The organism is Maribacter aquimarinus (genome assembly GCF_047345505.1).
In the GTDB taxonomy this organism is placed as follows: domain Bacteria; phylum Bacteroidota; class Bacteroidia; order Flavobacteriales; family Flavobacteriaceae; genus Maribacter.
In genome coordinates this window covers 14,996-28,356 of the sequence record NZ_JBLFEO010000034.1, presented here as the reverse complement: position 1 = coordinate 28,356, position 13,361 = coordinate 14,996, and the positions used below count along the sequence as shown (strand labels likewise).

14 protein-coding genes are annotated in these 13,361 nt (G+C 47.9%); 8 read left to right on the top strand and 6 right to left on the bottom strand.

Features of this window, described 5'->3' with window-relative positions; all coding sequences use genetic code 11:
* From ACKWCC_RS17460 to ACKWCC_RS17445, 4 genes are all read right to left on the bottom strand, one after another.
* The gene (locus tag ACKWCC_RS17460) at positions 1-771 is read right to left on the bottom strand and encodes an exodeoxyribonuclease III (protein WP_413997257.1); all 771 of its coding nucleotides are present in this window, start codon (positions 769-771) and stop codon (positions 1-3) included.
* Positions 772-930: 159 nt separating this feature from the next.
* Positions 931-2,226: an aminopeptidase P family protein gene (locus ACKWCC_RS17455; protein ID WP_413997256.1), complete on the bottom strand. Its 1,296-nt coding sequence runs from the start codon at positions 2,224-2,226 to the stop codon at positions 931-933.
* A gap of 292 nt (positions 2,227-2,518) precedes the next feature.
* Positions 2,519-2,980, bottom strand: coding sequence for a Fur family transcriptional regulator (locus ACKWCC_RS17450; protein ID WP_413997255.1), 462 nt, complete (start codon positions 2,978-2,980; stop codon positions 2,519-2,521).
* Positions 2,981-3,209: 229 nt separating this feature from the next.
* On the bottom strand, positions 3,210-3,455 hold the full coding sequence (locus ACKWCC_RS17445; protein WP_413997254.1) for a hypothetical protein: 246 nt from the start codon (positions 3,453-3,455) through the stop codon (positions 3,210-3,212).
* Between the two features lie 407 nt (positions 3,456-3,862).
* Between ACKWCC_RS17445 and ACKWCC_RS17440 the strand changes: the two genes are divergently transcribed.
* Positions 3,863-4,414: a flavodoxin gene (locus ACKWCC_RS17440; RefSeq protein ID WP_413997253.1), complete on the top strand. Its 552-nt coding sequence runs from the start codon at positions 3,863-3,865 to the stop codon at positions 4,412-4,414.
* On the opposite strand, the gene ACKWCC_RS17435 is transcribed toward ACKWCC_RS17440, so the two are convergent.
* Positions 4,411-5,151: a hypothetical protein gene (locus ACKWCC_RS17435; RefSeq protein ID WP_413997252.1), complete on the bottom strand. Its 741-nt coding sequence runs from the start codon at positions 5,149-5,151 to the stop codon at positions 4,411-4,413. The two genes, ACKWCC_RS17440 and ACKWCC_RS17435, sit on opposite strands and share 4 nt — an antisense overlap.
* A gap of 1,028 nt (positions 5,152-6,179) precedes the next feature.
* On the opposite strand from ACKWCC_RS17435, the gene ACKWCC_RS17430 reads away from it, so the two are divergent.
* The 3 genes from ACKWCC_RS17430 to ACKWCC_RS17420 all read left to right on the top strand — a co-directional run bounded on the left by ACKWCC_RS17430 (position 6,180) and on the right by ACKWCC_RS17420 (position 8,774).
* Complete coding sequence (locus ACKWCC_RS17430; protein ID WP_413997251.1) at positions 6,180-7,241, top strand: hypothetical protein; 1,062 nt, start codon at positions 6,180-6,182, stop codon at positions 7,239-7,241.
* 163 nt (positions 7,242-7,404) lie between these two features.
* Entirely contained in the window at positions 7,405-8,124 is a 720-nt protein-coding gene (locus tag ACKWCC_RS17425; protein ID WP_413997250.1) for a hypothetical protein, read from the top strand.
* Positions 8,121-8,774 carry a hypothetical protein gene (locus ACKWCC_RS17420; RefSeq protein WP_413997249.1) on the top strand — a complete coding sequence of 218 codons (654 nt, stop codon included), beginning with the start codon at positions 8,121-8,123 and terminating at the stop codon, positions 8,772-8,774. Before ACKWCC_RS17425 ends, ACKWCC_RS17420 begins: the two co-directional genes overlap by 4 nt.
* Before the next feature lie 333 nt (positions 8,775-9,107).
* Here the strand turns inward: ACKWCC_RS17420 and ACKWCC_RS17415 are convergent, their stop codons facing one another.
* Positions 9,108-9,257: a hypothetical protein gene (locus ACKWCC_RS17415; RefSeq protein ID WP_413997248.1), complete on the bottom strand. Its 150-nt coding sequence runs from the start codon at positions 9,255-9,257 to the stop codon at positions 9,108-9,110.
* A 320-nt stretch (positions 9,258-9,577) separates the two neighbouring features.
* Between ACKWCC_RS17415 and ACKWCC_RS17410 the strand changes: the two genes are divergently transcribed.
* From ACKWCC_RS17410 to ACKWCC_RS17395, 4 genes are read left to right on the top strand one after another with little or no spacing between them, the layout of a single operon-like run.
* Positions 9,578-11,044 carry an arginine decarboxylase gene (locus ACKWCC_RS17410; RefSeq protein ID WP_413997247.1) on the top strand — a complete coding sequence of 489 codons (1,467 nt, stop codon included), beginning with the start codon at positions 9,578-9,580 and terminating at the stop codon, positions 11,042-11,044.
* 57 nt (positions 11,045-11,101) lie between these two features.
* Entirely contained in the window at positions 11,102-12,040 is a 939-nt protein-coding gene (gene speB, locus ACKWCC_RS17405) for an agmatinase (protein ID WP_413997246.1), read from the top strand.
* Positions 12,027-13,016 (top strand): deoxyhypusine synthase family protein, encoded by a 990-nt coding sequence (locus ACKWCC_RS17400; RefSeq protein ID WP_413997245.1) that lies wholly within the window; start codon positions 12,027-12,029, stop codon positions 13,014-13,016. Before speB ends, ACKWCC_RS17400 begins: the two co-directional genes overlap by 14 nt.
* Positions 13,017-13,018: 2 nt before the next feature.
* Positions 13,019-13,345: a hypothetical protein gene (locus ACKWCC_RS17395; RefSeq protein ID WP_413997244.1), complete on the top strand. Its 327-nt coding sequence runs from the start codon at positions 13,019-13,021 to the stop codon at positions 13,343-13,345.
* The last annotated feature ends 16 nt before the right edge of the window (positions 13,346-13,361 follow it).

Here is a 13,361-nt window from a genome sequence, read left to right as displayed (position 1 = left end):
TCATAGTTTTAGTTCCAGGCTAATGGGGCAATGGTCGCTGCCCATGATATGATCGTGTATGCCGGCAGCGGTGACCTTGGGCCAAAGCGAAGCGCTCACCAAAAAATAGTCAATGCGCCAGCCCACGTTCCTGCTCCGTGCCCCGCCGCGCATGCTCCAAAAGGTGTACTTGTCAAAGGTCTCTGGATGCAGGGCCCTAAAGCTGTCCACCAGGTCCAGGTCCTTGAGCATGGCGTCCAGGCCGTCTATCTCCACCTGGGTAAAACCAGATGTTTTGTTGTAGTTGCTCTTGGGGTTGGCCAGGTCATTCTCGGTATGGGCCACATTGAAATCGCCGGTGACAATGAGGGGCTTGGTCTGTTTCAGTTCCTTGAGGTAGTTCTTGAAGTCCCCGTCCCATTTTTGGCGGTAGTCCAGTCTTTTTAGACCGTTGCCGCTGTTGGGCACATAGACGTTCACCAAGTGAAAGGCTTCGTGTTCCGTATGCAGCACACGGCCTTCGGCATCGTGTTCCGGCCGTCCCATGTCCAAGCTAAAGGACAATGGTTCTTGCTTGCTCAGGATGGCGGTGCCGGAATATCCCTTTCGCTCCGCGCTGTTGCTGTACAGCTTGTGGCCCCCAAGGTCCCTTAGGGCCTCCCGGACCTGATCGTCCTGGGCCTTTGTTTCCTGAACGCAAAAGATATCGGCATCCAATTGCAGCACCACATCGGCAAAGCCTTTTTTCACTGAGGCGCGTATGCCGTTCACGTTCCACGAGACTATTTTCATCCTTTTTGTTTTAGTATTGGGTCTTCATTGTGTTCCATAAAGAAGAAGACCTTGGTGCTTGGTTTGCCATGGGGCGGGGCCATCCGTCTGGCAGGGGGTCGATCAAAAAAAGGGGGAGTGGCCCTGGCCACTGCCATGGGCACCCTAGGGGTAACGCCCTCATTTTTGGGCCATAAGCCCTTCAATCTCATCGACCTCTATGGGAATGTTCTTCATAAGGTTATAGGGCGCCCCGGTTTCCTGGATCACCACATCGTCCTCCAGGCGCACGCCCATGCCCTCGGCGGGGATATAGATGCCCGGTTCCACCGTAAAGACCATATTGGCCTTCATTGGTGTTTTTAGCGCGCCATAATCGTGGGTGTTCAGGCCTATATGGTGGCTGGTGCCGTGCATAAAATATTTCTTGTACGCCGGCCAGTCCGGGTCTTGGTGCTGTACATCGGCCTTGTCCAAGAGTCCCAGTCCCAAAAGTTCCGAGGTCATGAGCTTGCCGCACTCTTTGTGGTACTCGGCCCAAAGGGTGCCGGGCACCAACATGGCGGTGGCCTCGTTCTTTACCCGCAGCACGGCCTCGTACACTTGCCTTTGGCGTTTGGTGAACCTGCCGTTCACGGGCACCGTTCGGGTGAGGTCGCTGGAATAGTTGGCGTACTCTGCCGCCACATCCATTAGAATAAGGTCGCCGTCCCTGCACTCTTGGTTGTTTTCCACGTAGTGCAGCACATTGGCGTTGTTGCCGGCCGCAATGATGGGCTGGTAGGCAAAGCCCTTGGACCGGTTGCGCACAAACTCGTGCAGCAGTTCGGCCTCTATTTCATGCTCCCAGACACCCGGCCGTATAAAGGACAGCAAGCGCCTAAACCCTTTTTCCGTAATGTTACAGGCCCGTTGCATCAGTTCCAGCTCCTCCGGTTCCTTGATGCCACGGATCTCTTGCAGTATGGGGTTGCTCTTGGCCCATTGGTGGGCGGGAAAATCTTTCTTGCACTTTTCAATGAAACGGTCCTCACGGGTTTGGGTCTCCACCGCTTGCCGGTAATGCTCGTTGGTGTTAAAGTAGATGACCTCGGCCTCCGTCATCAGGTCAAAGAACACCTTTTTAAACTCCGTTAACCAGTATATGGTCTGTATCCCGGAAGTTTGGGTGGCTTCTTCCTTGCTCAGCTTGGCGCCTTCCCAAACGGCAATGTGGTCATTGGTTTCCCTTACGAAGAGCACTTCCCGGTGCTTGGGATCAAGGGCATCTGGAAAAAGGAGCAGTATGGTCTCTTCTTGGTCCGCCCCGCTCAGGTAGAACAGGTCACGGTCCTGCTCAAAGGGCAGGGTACTGTCTGCCCCAATGGGGTAAATGTCGTTGGAGTTGAACACGGCAATGCTCTTGGGCTTCATTTGGGCCGTGAATTTCTTGCGGTTCTTTATGAACAGGGAATTGGGAATGGGTGCGTATCGCATGGATTGATTTTTAACACCCACGAAGGTAAGAAATACTAAAATTTCATCTGCTGATATTTATCTGCTTTTTAAGGTCAGAGCAATTCGCCAACCAACATTTCGGTTGGTATCCAGCAGGGTTAGGGCTCATTCCATGCGAATGAAAGCGTTCCAAGTACGGGCATCACGAGAACCGAAGCATAGGGTCTGGCGGCGTCCGCTTTTTGTGTTGGCCCATGGCAGGCGGTTTCTCCCTTCAACCTTACATCTTCTGAAAGAGGTTCTTTTACCGATAAAAATGGGTGTGGAGCGGCTAGGAAAGGGCCTCCTTGGGGTTCTCCGGGTGCCGCCGGGCGTAGCAATACAGGGTGTGCTTTTCTATGGTGATGTCAAAGGTCTTTTCAATGGTGTCCTTGATGTGTTGTATGCGCGGGTCACAGAATTCCTTGATCTCATTGGTGTCCGTGAAGATCAGGTGGTCATGTTGCCGGTTGAAATAGCTGGGTTCATAAAGGGCCATACCCTTTCTGAACTGGTGCTTTTGCACCAATTGGCTGGCCACCAAGAGCTCCATGGTGTTGTAGATGGTGGCGCGGCTTACCCTATAGTTCTTGTTCTTCATTAAGATATATAGGGAGTCCACGTTAAAATGCCCCTCCATGGCATACACCTCTTTGAGGATATGGTAACGCTCGGTCGTCTTTCTATGCCCATGCTCGTTGAGATAGGCCGTAAGAACGGAGGCTATGATGTCGTCGTCTTTGGTGGTGGTCATAACAATGGTGCCATTGGTCTTTGCCGTGCCTTGTGCCCGCACCGGTTGGCACAAGCAGGGGGGGCTGGGCAAAGTGCCATTTACGTATTATGAAAAAGCCACGTTCATTACCGACACTCGATGCCATCACAAGCAATTGGGCCGGTTCGGGGCCTTGGGGGAGGGCCAAGGGCGGGAATAAAAAAAAATCGGCCCAAAGAACGGACCGATTTTTGTTGTTTTCCTGTGATCAGGCCGCCGTTTGGGGCGCCCATTGGGTGCAGAGCATCCCTGGAGCCGCCTTTTCGGGGTTGGCACAGTCACTGGTCTCATAACGCACGCAAGAGGTGCAGTTACGATCGTCCTTGAGGGCGCTTTTCATCTCAAAGCTGTCACAAACGTAGCTGTTGCTCACTTGTACGCCGTGCACCTTGCACTTGCCGCCTTCCATTAAATTTTCACAATGTTTGCAGTTGTTCGCCAATCGTATGCTCATGATTTCCGTGTTTTTAAGTTCAATGTAAAACTACGGCCGCAACGGTTTAGAAGCAATTTAAATAACTGGTTTTCAAGTATTTAAATTTAGATTGTTTTAAGATAAGGCATCGCGGACCTCTTTTGTCACGACGGCGTTTAAGCACTCTTCTATTTTTCTTAACACCCCCTTGATGGCCCACTTTTTCCACTACGATCTTAAATCTTAGGATGTTAAAATCCCGCATTAATTTAGATTGAATACAAATAATGGATATTTTAGCCATTCGTTAAGGATGTTTTGTGGTTCCCTTACGGTCCAACGGACAGCCCTGGAAGTGCCGGATTGTTTTTCACCGTGCCTTCCATTGGGGGCGGTTTCTTGGGGCACGGGCGCACAACACCAGAATAAATTTACACCTCCATTTTATGTATGAAGGAAAAGTGGGATTGGTCTATGGATCGGACACCGGTGCCACGGAGGCGGTGGCCCATCTGTTGGCGCGGCAGTGTCCTTGGGACAATATGGAACTGTGCGAAGTGTCCCAAGTGAACCACCGTTTTTTTGAACGGAACGATGTGCTTATCCTTGGGGCATCTACCTGGTACACGGGTGATCTGCAGAGCGACTGGCAGGCCTATTTCCCAAAGTTCAAGACCCTGGACCTGAGCGGGAAGATGGTGGCCCTGTATGGCTTGGGCGACCAATTCAATTATGACGATTATTTTGTGGATGCCCTGGGCATCTTGGCACGGGCCGTGCTGGACAGTGGTGGGGAGCTTATGGGGCACTGGCCCACCAAGGGGTACTGCTTTTCGGAGTCCCAGGGCCTTATGGAATGCTGCCAGCGTTTCTACGGCCTGGCCCTGGACGAGGACAACCAGCCGGAACGTACCGAGGAACGCATTGCCCAATGGACGGCCCAGTTGCAGACGGAACTAAGGGAACGGACAACCATTTCCAGGCCCCTGGCATCCTAAGGTGCCTTTTGGGCCCCATATCGTTTGGACCAGATTTCGTACATCGGTTCTCCCCTACTGTTGTTTCCCTTATGGTGCCAATCTGCCCCCTTTACCTCATAATCGAAAGAGAGCGAAGCGCCCACGCGGGAATTGTCGCGGGAAAAATAGCCAATGTGTTCGGTGTAGGTTCCATCTTGGGCCCCATAGGCGCCCCCGCCCGTGCCCATGAACTTAAAGCCCTCGGTGTCATAGGCCACCCACTGGAAACGGCCGTCCTGCAAATACTTGAGTGTCTTTCGGGTATTGGCGTCCCCACGGCGGTCTTGTCCCTCATCGGGCCCACGGGTGGCAAAGAGCCAGGCCCCGTCCAGATCTTGTGTGTTTTCCTCTTGCTTGGTAAAGCGCAGTTTTTCAAACCAGTCCAATTCCAGCATATCCCCATTCACTGAAATGGGAATGCTCAATTGGCGCAGTGCATCCTTTTCATAGTCGGAGTTGAATTCCAAAAGGACAATGAGTTTGGGACCGCCAAAAGTGTCCTCTACCTTGGAGAAGCCTCCCAAGGTCCGCAGGAACTCGGGTGTTTCGGTCTTGTAGGCCGAGTAGATGAAGTAATCCCCGTTTGTTTTTATTTCGTGCTGGATACCGCCGGTTTCGGCCATATAGACGCCCGGGGCCATTTGGCCAGACAGGGGCACAAGGCCCAACAAGAGGGCACAGGCAGATAACCATGGAAAAAAGGTCTTGATGTTCATAATGGGCTATTTTCCTCCCAAAATAAAGATTACCCTGCTTACTTTCAAAGATTTAACATGGCTTTAAGGAGGCTTGTTAATGGGGCTTTCCCCATAGTATGGTCTTGCTGGACATACTTGTAGCCCAAAGGGCCCAACTAGGAGGTCGTTTGGGATAGTTAAGCCAAAACTCTTTGTATCAAGTACTTCTCCCAATAGTGGGTATCCTTATGAAGAAGAATGGTAGGGGATCAAGAGTAATGATTTGCCCTCTCTCCATAGACACTACTGAGCGCGCGCCGGTACAGCGCCCTGTTTCCTAAAAACTCCAAGAAAGACGACTCTAAAAAATAGGAAGTAGTCCCACGGCTCTTCGACGAGGAGAACAACGGCTTCCTTTGGAAGCGGATACCCTTCTTCTTTTTGGAACAGAAGACGGCGTTCCTCATAATGACCGCCATCTGCCGCAACCTTTACCAATACGTCCTCTGCCCCGTGGCACGGAGGCTGGATTTCGTAAAGAATACCTTAAGGCTCAAGAGGTTCATCTTTCGCTTCATCGTCCTGCCAGTAAAATGAAAGAGGAGAGGCCGCCAGCAAGTCTTAAAGCTATTCACCGATGGGCCGTAACACTTGTTGCTGGAGTGACGCCCCGGCCAGTCGCCCGACCTAAGATGTGGAACGTGCACCGCTTCCCGGCCCCGGAAGCGGAAAGACTTGTCTCTTCGGGACAGGAAGCCCCCATCTTCCGGAAATATCCCCCGATAATCTCCCTAAACGCCCGAAAAAATGGAAAAAAGGGAGATGTTACCGCCGCCTCAAAGCTAAAGTACCCTAAATTCCAAACCAAATAATTGACTTGGGGTTTTGAGGATTTAGAACAATTTTACTATCTTGATAGTATATGTTTTTTTTACTTATCCAAATTGTTGAATCTCATTAACATAATTGACAAAAGCGGCCTTTCTTATCCAATGCCCACTATGATATTTAATTCTTTGAAGAATTAAGCTATAACATTAACCCAAACCGAAACTAAGAAACAAAAATTGAAGTGCAGAAAGCAGTTTTTCAAGTGCCTGCTTTACTCTGGCTTGGCTCTATTGTTTTTTACCTGCGATATACAAGAAGAGTATTACGCCTCGAAGAGTGATTCCTTAGCCCAAAGCAATCTGGAGACAGTTTCTTTCGAGGAGGCCAAAAATTTCTTTTTAATTGAACAGCAGAGGAATAACCCTTCTGCAAAAGGAGACGATGAACTTTTGCTGACACCTGATTGGGAAACTTTGGAACACCAAGACCTCTTCAAAATCGACAAAGTAAAACTTACATTGGCAAATGCAGCCGTAAATAGAAAGGGAAACTACGAATCCAAACTGATTTTTATAAAAGCCAACAATCAAACAAGAAATGCCATTTATACAATTTACAAAGACGAAGAATCAGCAAGCGGTGCGGTAAAAAGGGGGAGAGTTTTTTTGAACGAAATCGATGGAACTTTCATCGATGGATATACAATAGAGAAGGGAAAATTTGCTAAACGGTTCGTAGTCAAGAATAAATTAAGGCAAAAAGCCGCTTTTATGTCCATTATGTTCCAGACGGTTGATACCGAGGACGACTGCTGGAATACCGATAATTTACCAGACGATGGTGAGCTTATAGAACTTGATGAATTTGTGGGAACTGCTCCAAAAAGTGGAAGTTCTGCACATTCCACAGGTAGCAGTTATTCTATTGTTAGAAGTTGGAACAATAGCTATTCCAGCAGCCACGGGCGGAACTACAGTTCCGGAGGTGGCTATAGTGGAGTGATGGGAAGCATTTATGCCAACAGTGCGGACAGAAATGAGGAAAATATTCCATATTCTATAGAAGAACAACAGATTACGAGAATTTGCAGTGATTATAAGTGGAAAGGAATTGGAAATGCACAATATGCCAACATAAGTAATCTTTACGTAATAATTGTTGTGAAAGGCATTTTTTCAGACCAAATTATTGAGGCAGATTTGGGTGAGTTATGTATTAGTATTCCATATGCGTCTAGTAGAGCTGCTACAAACATTTTCAATGACTCTTGGGAAAACGCCAAAACAAGACTTGTATGATGCTATGTCATCTAATTCAAGCCTGCTCAATGATGCCTCTGCGGCAATTAGATTAAGAGATTTTTTGTTTGATCAATTAAGGAAAGAACAAGCTGGTTCGACATTATCAACAAGACCATGCGGGAATACACCTACAACTCCAGCTAAATATTGTTTGTAGATAATGGGGGATAAGAATTTAGTTGGTTTGGGCGAACTTTTAAAGAAAGCCCCAAAAATCCATGACATAATAAATTCATACTACCACTTGTCCATTAAAAGAATAAATGATGAATATTGGAAGCAGCAAGGGGTTAGGAAAATTTTGGCCTCCATTGAAAACAATATTCTCAATAAGGCAAATTTTGAAGAAAAATGGCAAAATAAAATTTGCTTTGAAATAGAAAAGAAGCTAAACCTAAAAGTGAAAGGAGCAACATTGGGGATGGTTCCAAACTATGGGGGTATTGTAGAACTGGAAAAGGATTCCGAATCAATGGGAAGGATTGAAATACATTTTTATGTAAGCTTTTTAAAAAATGTGTACTCCATTCAAATAGTTTATTTAAAGGAAAATATGCCGATAGCAAGACCTCATTCCGGTGTAAAGGATTTCATAACTACAGGAATGGAAAAGCTTGTTGTTTCACCCTTGGAAAATGTTTTTTTCAGGGAATATAAGATAATTGAATCTGTAATTGAGGAAAATTTTGAAAACCCCATTTTTCTATGCTATTCTATAGAAAAACTTAGACTACACGGTCTTGAATTGACTTATATGGATGGAGAAAACTGCTCGGTAGGAGAAGCCTTTTTTCACAAGGCATTTCCAATAAATTATAATTTTGGTGATATTCCAGTGGTTTTAGGAGATGAAAATTACAAAATTGCTTTATTGCAATGAATAGTTTGGCAACACTCAAAACAATTTTGTTTTCAATGTTAGTCTTTACCGTTGGTTACGGACAAGATATCAAGGGAAAGTGGATTGATTTAAAAGACAGAGAGGCATTGACTTATCCCTCAATCAATGTTTTTGAATTTAAAGAATCGAAACTGGTGCAATATGATTTCGACAAAAAAATAGATTCAGCGACCTATTCCATTAAGGGAAATAGCATTTATTTGGGGAAAACGGTAAAAACGTTTAAGTTTATTGGGGATAATGTTTTAGAAATAACAGGCCCAGCGACTATTAATGGTAGAGATAGCACAATGCCCACAAAATACTTGCGCTTAGAGGGCACTTATTATGAATGGCCAAAGGAAAGCATAGAAAACAAATCCTTTGTTCTTCACTGGAACAATGCCAAAAACATAATTTCCTTCAATAACTCCCATAGTACAAACGATTTTCAAGTTTCAAGGTTTAAATCCTGTAGTGATATTAGACTGGAAAATTTGGATATGATGTTATTTCTTTCAGTCTTCTGCAATAATAAAAGAGCGTACGTTTTTCCAATAAAAAAAGTAACCAAGAATGAATTAATTCTTTATGCCAATGCAATCACAGAAATCCGAGCAGAAATAAATAAACCTAAAAAGGATTACTGAATGGCTTTGTGGATGGCACCACCAAAGAAAAAGCCGTTTTAATTCAACCTTTTATAGACCGGATGGTTTGAGGGTATAAGCTGGTATTTAAACTTCCCGCAGCACAAAAACCCTATAGGGTTTTTTTCAATGGACTAAGAGTGCTTCGTTTAGGAAAAAATGACCTAAAAAGCTGTTTTGACGTCGGTTTGAATGAATTTCGACAAAATGGTCTGGCCACAGTTCCCAGATTTTTGCTGGCCAAGGTTTCAGTACCCGCACCCAGTTGGTGGGTGCAACCGTGCCACTCTTTCTTCCAATTGCAGTTTTTTTGGGCTTAGGGGCAACATTCATTTAGGGCAGTGGCGAGGTTTGGGCTTCCGGACCATAATCCCGATGTTTCCACCGCCTGTTTTTTAGCAACATAAGTTCAAAAGAAGGTCCATCAAATAAATTCATATTTTTTCGGGCAAACGCTTTTTTTTTCAAAATTTTAGTTTTCATTTGCAACTTGAATCGCTTTTTGGGGTGATTCGCTTTTTTTGGCATTGGCTGAACATCATGTACCGTGTTTCTATGTTCGGGCGCTGTGGAATCAGGAAGTCATACCACCGCGCGGCCTATCAGATAGGCGACCGGATTTTAAAGCTAACTTCCGCCCACACCTCCCGCATTGTGCAAAGTCAGCACGATTATTTTTTCATTCCCACCACCGAAGAGAAGTTTTTGATCTGAAAATCGCATCTCCGGCAGTTTCTTGACCAATTGGGTTAAGCTTGCCGTGCTTTTCTTTCGATTTTCAAACATCAATCCAATTTCTTGCAATGAAAACCAAATACAGTGATCTCATTGATCAAACCTATCATTTTCCCCAAGAGGAGTTTACCCTGGACGGGGAGCGGCTCCGTTTTCACGACATAGACCTTTCCGCCTTGGTGGCCCAGTACGGAAGCCCCTTGAAATTCACCTACCTCCCTAAAATTTCAGAGAACATACACAGGGCCAAGGGCTGGTTTGCCCAAGCCCTGGAAAAGCACGGCTATAAGGGCAAATACAAATACTGTTATTGCACCAAAAGCTCGCACTTTAAGCACGTGCTGGAGGAGGCCCTGAAGAACGACGTGCACATAGAGACTTCCTCTGCCTTTGACATAAACATTGTGGAAGAGCTTAAGGCCTCTGGAACCATCACGGACAGCACCTATGTGATCTGCAATGGCTTTAAGCGGGAGCAGTACGTGGAGAACATTGGCCGGCTCATTAACGGAGGGCACACCAATTGCATCCCCATCATAGACAATTATGAGGAAATAGGCCTCTTGTCCGAGGTGATCCAGGAAGATTTTCAAGTGGGCATCCGCATTGCCTCGGAAGAGGAGCCAAAATTTGAGTTCTACACCTCACGTTTGGGCATAGGGTACCGGAACATTGTGCCCTTTTACGAGAACCAGATCAAGGAAAACGACAGGGTCTCGCTTAAAATGTTGCACTTTTTCATCAATACCGGGATCCGGGACAACGCCTATTATTGGAACGAGCTCACCAAATGCCTCAGGGTCTATGTTCGCCTTAAAAAGATATGTCCTTCCCTGGACAGCCTAAACATAGGCGGGGGCTTCCCCATAAAAAATTCCCTGGCCTTTGAGTACGACTACCAGTACATGATCGATGAGATCGTGAACCAGATAAAGATAACCTGCGAGGAGGCCGAGGTGCCCGTACCGCACATCTTTACCGAGTTTGGGAGTTTTACCGTGGGCGAGAGCGGTGGTGCCATCTATGAGATACTGTACCAAAAGCAGCAGAACGACCGGGAGAAGTGGAACATGATAGACTCTTCCTTCATCACCACCCTGCCCGATACCTGGGCCATAAACAAACGTTTTATCATGCTGCCCATAAACCGCTGGCATGACGAGTACGAGCGGGTGCTCCTGGGCGGCCTTACCTGTGACAGCGACGACTATTACAACAGCGAACAGAACATGAACGCCATTTACCTGCCCAAGTACAAACGGGACAAGCCGCTGTACATTGGTTTTTTCAACACCGGGGCCTACCAGGAGACCATTGGGGGTTTTGGCGGGCTGCAGCACTGTTTGATCCCACAGCCCAAGCACCTGCTCCTGGACAGGGACGGGGAGGGGCAATTGACGGTGGCGCTCTTCAGCGAACAACAGAACGCGGGAGACCTGCTTCAGATACTGGGCTACGGCAACGGTGCCAATGGTGCCCAGGGAAAGGCGCCCCAGGAAAAAAAGGACCAAGGGCTCAAGGTAGAGGTGGGCTAAGCCCCTCCGCTGCAAAAAAAAGGCCACAAAGCATACCAAAACAAACCATAGAATAAAATGAGCACAAAAAGGAATTATGCCGGCATCCCGGACAAATTCGCACAATTGGAGACCTCAAAGGTGGTCTTGATCCCCGTGCCCTACGATGGCACCAGCACCTGGGGCAAAGGGGCGGACAAAGGGCCCAAAGCCTTTTTGGAAGCCTCCGAAAACATGGAGCTGTACGATATTGAGACCGATACGGAGGTCTATTTGCAGGGCATACACCTGGCCGATGCCATAACGGAAAACAACAGTCCGGAGGCCATGGTGAACGCCGTGCACAAAACCACCAAGGAGTTTATAAAGCGCAATAAGTTTGTGACACTGTTCGGTGGGGAGCACTCCATCTCCATTGGCAGCATCCGCGCCTTCAACGAATGTTTCCAAGACCTTACGGTGCTGCACATAGACGCCCATGCCGATCTGCGCGAAACCTATGGGGGCACCAGCTGCAATCACGCCTGCGCGGTTCACGAGGCCAGTAAAACCACCAATCTGGTGCAAGTGGGCATACGGTCCATGGACGCCCTTGAAAAGACCTTTATGGACCAAGAGAAGACCTTTTTTGCCCAGGAGATGGTCATGGACGAGTATTGGACGGACAAGGTCCTGGAAGCCTGTACGGATCATGTGTTCATTACCTTTGACCTGGACGCGCTGGACCCCTCTATCATGCCGGCCACCGGAACCCCGGAACCGGGCGGGCTGCTCTGGTACGAGACCCTGGACTTCTTGAAACAGGTCTTTGAAGAAAAGAATGTGGTGGGTTTTGATATCGTGGAGCTGTGCCCCAAGGAGACGGACAAGTCCAGCGACTTTTTGGCCGCAAAACTGTATTACAAGATGCTGAGCTATAAATTCAAGGGACAGGCCGTTTATGACGAATATGAGAGCACCTATGATGTGCAGAACAAGAAAAACACCCCTTTAAAATTTGAAAATGAACAAGACTAAAGGACCCATTTCCGGTTTTATGGAGCAGTATTTCCTGCATTTCAACGCAGCTGCCCTGGTGGATGCCGCAAAGGGATACGAGGCACAGTTGAACAAGGGCGCCAAGATGCTGGTGTCCCTGGCCGGTGCCATGAGCACCGCGGAACTGGGCAAGATCTTTGCCGAAATGATCCGCAGGGACAAGGTGCACATCATCTCCTGTACCGGGGCCAATTTGGAAGAGGACATCATGAACTTGGTGGCACATTCGCACTACAGGCGCGTTCCCAACTATAGGGACTTGACGCCACAGGACGAGTGGGACCTCTTGGAAAAAGGACTGAACAGGGTCACCGATACCTGCATCCCCGAAGAGGAGGCCTTTCGCCGCATACAGCAGCACATTGTAAAGATATGGAAGGATGCCGATGCCAAGGGAGAACGCTACCTGCCGCATGAGTACATGTACAAGCTGCTCCTTTCCGGAGCACTGGAACAGTACTATGAGATAGACCTCAAGGACTCCTGGATGTACGCCGCAGCGGAGAAAAACCTGCCCATTATCTGCCCCGGATGGGAAGACAGCACCATGGGGAACATCTTTGCTTCCTACGTGTTAAAGGGCGAACTTAAGGCCAGCACCATGAAATCCGGCATAGAGTACATGACCTTTTTGGCAGATTGGTACACCCATAACTCCAACCCGGACACCTCGGGGGGCATCGGATTTTTTCAGATCGGTGGTGGTATTGCCGGGGATTTCCCCATTTGCGTGGTGCCCATGCTGTACCAGGACATGGAGCGCACCAACACGCCCTTTTGGAGCTATTTTTGCCAGATCAGCGACAGCACCACCAGCTACGGGTCCTACTCGGGTGCCGTGCCCAATGAAAAGATCACCTGGGGCAAACTGGATGTGGACACCCCAAAATTTATCATAGAAAGTGATGCCACTATTGTGGCGCCGTTAATTTTTGGGTATCTTTTGGACATGTAATTATGGACAAGCACGCACATTTAAAGAAAGTCATCGTCGATTTCAAGAAATTGACCCCGGAAGTCTTGAAGCTTACCGTGGAGCGGTATCCGGACGGGTACGGCGATAGCGATGTCATTTCCTTCCGCAACGCCAAGGGAGAGCGCATCGAGGCGGTAGAGGTGATCACCGAAGACACCAAGTACCTGGTTAAGATCAGTGAAAAACTGGAGTACACGATGGGCAACTACGATGCGGCCGACTATGCCGATTTTGATGACGATGACCCAACCGCCGTGGTGGATCCCACGCCAGAGGAGCTGGCCAATGACGAAGATGAAGGGGATTAGTGCCCCCGAACCGCAC

What these genes read in the sequence shown, in the direction of transcription:
- ACKWCC_RS17415 (WP_413997248.1), bottom strand. Translation starts at nt 9,257, where the DNA reads ATGAAAACTAAAATTTTGAAAAAAAAAGCGTTTGCCCGAAAAAATATG.
- ACKWCC_RS17400 (WP_413997245.1), top strand. Translation starts at nt 12,027, where the DNA reads ATGAACAAGACTAAAGGACCCATTTCCGGTTTTATGGAGCAGTATTTC.
- ACKWCC_RS17410 (WP_413997247.1), top strand. Translation starts at nt 9,578, where the DNA reads ATGAAAACCAAATACAGTGATCTCATTGATCAAACCTATCATTTTCCC.
- ACKWCC_RS17425 (WP_413997250.1), top strand. Translation starts at nt 7,405, where the DNA reads ATGGGGGATAAGAATTTAGTTGGTTTGGGCGAACTTTTAAAGAAAGCC.
- ACKWCC_RS17445 (WP_413997254.1), bottom strand. Translation starts at nt 3,455, where the DNA reads ATGAGCATACGATTGGCGAACAACTGCAAACATTGTGAAAATTTAATG.
- ACKWCC_RS17450 (WP_413997255.1), bottom strand. Translation starts at nt 2,980, where the DNA reads ATGACCACCACCAAAGACGACGACATCATAGCCTCCGTTCTTACGGCC.
- ACKWCC_RS17460 (WP_413997257.1), bottom strand. Translation starts at nt 771, where the DNA reads ATGAAAATAGTCTCGTGGAACGTGAACGGCATACGCGCCTCAGTGAAA.
- ACKWCC_RS17420 (WP_413997249.1), top strand. Translation starts at nt 8,121, where the DNA reads ATGAATAGTTTGGCAACACTCAAAACAATTTTGTTTTCAATGTTAGTC.
- ACKWCC_RS17455 (WP_413997256.1), bottom strand. Translation starts at nt 2,226, where the DNA reads ATGCGATACGCACCCATTCCCAATTCCCTGTTCATAAAGAACCGCAAG.
- ACKWCC_RS17395 (WP_413997244.1), top strand. Translation starts at nt 13,019, where the DNA reads ATGGACAAGCACGCACATTTAAAGAAAGTCATCGTCGATTTCAAGAAA.
- ACKWCC_RS17435 (WP_413997252.1), bottom strand. Translation starts at nt 5,151, where the DNA reads ATGAACATCAAGACCTTTTTTCCATGGTTATCTGCCTGTGCCCTCTTG.
- speB (WP_413997246.1), top strand. Translation starts at nt 11,102, where the DNA reads ATGAGCACAAAAAGGAATTATGCCGGCATCCCGGACAAATTCGCACAA.
- ACKWCC_RS17440 (WP_413997253.1), top strand. Translation starts at nt 3,863, where the DNA reads ATGTATGAAGGAAAAGTGGGATTGGTCTATGGATCGGACACCGGTGCC.